Genomic DNA, 2901 nt, shown 5'->3' with positions numbered 1-2901 from the left:
ATTTCGCAAAACCCCTATCTGCGCGAGCAGGTAGGGGTTTTGTCTTTGTGCGCTGATCGCCCTGGTTCGAGTGCTTCGCCAGCACCCTTTTGGCGACACGAGGCTGCGGCTACAGGTATCATGCCAGCCTTATTCCAAGTCGAGACTGGCATGCTGAAGTTGTTGAATCTCCTGAAGGATGGCCGCTTCCACTCCGGGGAAGCCTTGGGCGCTGCCCTGGGTGTGAGCCGCAGCGCCGTTTGGAAACAGCTGCAGCACCTGGAGAGCGAGCTCAACCTGACCATCCATAAAGTGCGGGGGCGCGGTTATCAGCTGGCGGCGCCGCTGGTGCTCCTCGATGAGCAGGCTATCGCAGGGTTCGCCGAGGGCGAGCGCTGGCCTGTATTTATCCACGACACCATCGACTCCACCAATGCCGAGGGTTTGCGTCTTGCAACCGATGGCCAGGCAGCGCCATTCGTGGTGCTGGCCGAGCGTCAGAGTGCCGGTCGTGGTCGCCGTGGGCGCCAGTGGGTCAGCCCGTTCGCCGAGAACCTCTATTACAGCCTGGTCCTTCGGGTCGATGGTGGCATGCGTCAGCTCGAAGGCCTGAGCCTGGTAGTGGGGCTCGCCGTCATGCGCACCCTGCAGGCTTTTGGTCTCGAGAAGGCAGGCCTGAAGTGGCCCAATGATGTGCTGGTCGATGGGCGGAAGATCACCGGCATATTGCTAGAATTGGTCGGTGATCCTGCCGATGTCTGCCATGTGGTGCTTGGCATCGGCATCAATGTGAACATGCAGGTGAACGACTTGGTCGATCAGCAATGGACGTCCATGCGCCGCGAAGTCGGCCAGGTGGTCGACCGCAATCGCTTGGTCGCGGTGCTCAGCCAACAGCTGCAGCGAGAAATGGCGCGCCACCGCCGCTATGGTTTTGCTGCCTTCCAGGAAGAATGGGAGCGTGCGCACCTGTGGCAGGGGCGAAAGGTCTCGCTGATTGCGGGCGCTACCACCATCGACGGCATCGCGCTCGGGGTGGATGGGCAGGGGGCGATACGCCTCGAGGTCGATGGAGTGGAAAAGAGCTTCAGTGGCGGTGAGCTCAGTTTGAGGTTGCGTGATGATTCTTGAGCTCGATTGCGGTAATAGCTTCATCAAGTGGCGGGTCATTCACGCCGCAGAAGCCACGATGGTCGGTGGCGGCATCGTCGACTCCGACCAGGCGCTGTTGGATGCAGTGACTGGCCTGGCGACCGTCCGCTTGACCGGCTGCCGCCTCGTCAGTGTACGCAGTGAAGATGAAACTGCCGTGCTGTGCGCCTTGATTGCCCAGGTATTCGGTGTCGAAGCGCAGGTTGCCCAGCCCGCGGCGAGAATGGCCGGTGTTCGCAATGGTTATGAGGATTATGAGCGCCTTGGCATGGATCGCTGGCTCGCGGTGCTGGGTGCCTATCACCTGGCCAAGGGAGCCTGCCTGATCATCGACTTGGGGACTGCCGCCAAGGCAGACTTTGTCAGTGCCGACGGCGAGCACCTGGGCGGGTACATCTGCCCAGGCATGCCGCTGATGCGCAGCCAGTTGCGTACCCACACGCGGCGGATTCGCTATGACGATGCTTCCGCTGAGCGTGCGCTGGCCAGTCTGGAGCCCGGGCGTTCCACTGTCGAAGCGGTCGAGCGGGGCTGCGTCCTAATGCTCCAGGGCTTTGCCCGCACGCAGCTCGCGCAGGCGCACGCGCATTGGGGGGATGCCTTCACTGTATTCCTCACCGGCGGTGATGCGCCGCTTGTGCGTGAAGCCGTACCTCAGGCGCGTGTCGTTCCCGACCTGGTATTCGTTGGCCTGGCAATGGCCTGTCCTTTGGATTGAGGTGCCTATGCGTTGGTTGTTTCTATTGTTGCTGGTGCTCAACGTCGTCTATTACGTCTGGCACCAACAGGAAGCCCCGCTGAAGGTCAAGGAAGTCGCCCCCTTGTCGCTTTACAAGGGGAGTCAGCAAGAGATTCGTCTGCTGCGCGAAACCGGTGCATCGACACCGGCTCGCCGGCGCGATGAGTGCCTGGTAGTGGGTGGCCTGGCAGGGAAGGAGCAATTGGATGCGCTTCGCCAGCGTCTGCTCAGTCTCGATATCGAGGCCATTCCGCTGGCTGGCCAGCTACCGGGTGCCGATGGCCGCTGGCTCAAGATCGGCGCAGAAAGCGAGCGTTTGTTGGACGCATCGGTCCTCGCGAGTCTTTCCAACGATTTCAAAGACTTAAAACACAAAATTATTTTGTGCGAGGGTATTGCAACTGGCGAATAGCTTGATAGAATGGCGCCCGCTTCACAGGGAACACCACCGAGGTGGTAGAGCTGGAAGCGGTGTCAAAGCAGCTAAGTTTCAGATTTGATTGAAAAAATTTGAAAAAATGCTTGACACTAGGGCGGCAGACAAATAGAATGCCGGCCACATCTGGAGGGATTCCCGAGCGGTCAAAGGGGACGGACTGTAAATCCGTTGCGAGAGCTTCGAAGGTTCGAATCCTTCTCCCTCCACCAGTTTTAGCGAGAGCCGCAAGCTCCGCGGGTATAGTTTAGTGGTAGAACCTCAGCCTTCCAAGCTGATGATGCGGGTTCGATTCCCGCTACCCGCTCCAAGTTTGCCGGATTTTGCGCAAAGTGTTTCGCTCTTGTAGCTCAGTTGGTAGAGCACACCCTTGGTAAGGGTGAGGTCAGCGGTTCAAGTCCGCTCAAGAGCTCCATATAAACAAGGCAGATATGAAAATATCTGCCTTTGTTTTATCAGCGCAAGACTATTTCTTCTGCGGAGGATTGTATCGATGGCTAAGGAAAAGTTTGATCGTTCCCTTCCCCACGTTAACGTCGGCACTATCGGCCACGTTGACCACGGTAAGACCACTCTGACCGCAGCTCTGACTCGC

General features: G+C 58.8%; 4 protein-coding genes and 3 tRNA genes. All 7 read left to right on the top strand.

Features of this window, described 5'->3' with window-relative positions:
• The first annotated feature begins 150 nt into the window (after positions 1 to 150).
• Positions 151 to 1110, top strand: coding sequence for a bifunctional biotin--[acetyl-CoA-carboxylase] ligase/biotin operon repressor BirA (gene birA, locus IAE37_RS28520; protein WP_201178786.1), 960 nt, complete (start codon positions 151 to 153; stop codon positions 1108 to 1110).
• Positions 1100 to 1849 (top strand): pantothenate kinase, encoded by a 750-nt coding sequence (locus tag IAE37_RS28515; protein WP_201178785.1) that lies wholly within the window; start codon positions 1100 to 1102, stop codon positions 1847 to 1849. The genes birA and IAE37_RS28515 overlap by 11 nt, the downstream gene beginning before the upstream one ends.
• Positions 1850 to 1856: 7 nt before the next feature.
• The gene (locus IAE37_RS28510; RefSeq protein ID WP_201178784.1) at positions 1857 to 2282 is read left to right on the top strand and encodes a hypothetical protein; all 426 of its coding nucleotides are present in this window, start codon (positions 1857 to 1859) and stop codon (positions 2280 to 2282) included.
• A gap of 152 nt (positions 2283 to 2434) precedes the next feature.
• Positions 2435 to 2518: transfer RNA gene (locus IAE37_RS28505), tRNA-Tyr, on the top strand.
• Positions 2519 to 2542: 24 nt separating this feature from the next.
• Positions 2543 to 2616: transfer RNA gene (locus IAE37_RS28500), tRNA-Gly, on the top strand.
• Between the two features lie 29 nt (positions 2617 to 2645).
• Positions 2646 to 2721 (top strand) — tRNA-Thr (locus IAE37_RS28495).
• A 78-nt stretch (positions 2722 to 2799) separates the two neighbouring features.
• The coding region (locus tag IAE37_RS28490; protein WP_130888304.1) for a GTP-binding protein at positions 2800 to 2901 on the top strand (102 nt) is incomplete at its 3' end.

It is taken from the genome of Pseudomonas sp. S31 (assembly GCF_016648105.1).
In the GTDB taxonomy this organism is placed as follows: domain Bacteria; phylum Pseudomonadota; class Gammaproteobacteria; order Pseudomonadales; family Pseudomonadaceae; genus Aquipseudomonas.
This window is presented reverse-complemented; position numbering and strand designations above follow the sequence as displayed.

What these genes read in the sequence shown, in the direction of transcription:
- birA (WP_201178786.1), top strand. Translation starts at nt 151, where the DNA reads ATGCTGAAGTTGTTGAATCTCCTGAAGGATGGCCGCTTCCACTCCGGG.
- IAE37_RS28515 (WP_201178785.1), top strand. Translation starts at nt 1,100, where the DNA reads ATGATTCTTGAGCTCGATTGCGGTAATAGCTTCATCAAGTGGCGGGTC.
- IAE37_RS28510 (WP_201178784.1), top strand. Translation starts at nt 1,857, where the DNA reads ATGCGTTGGTTGTTTCTATTGTTGCTGGTGCTCAACGTCGTCTATTAC.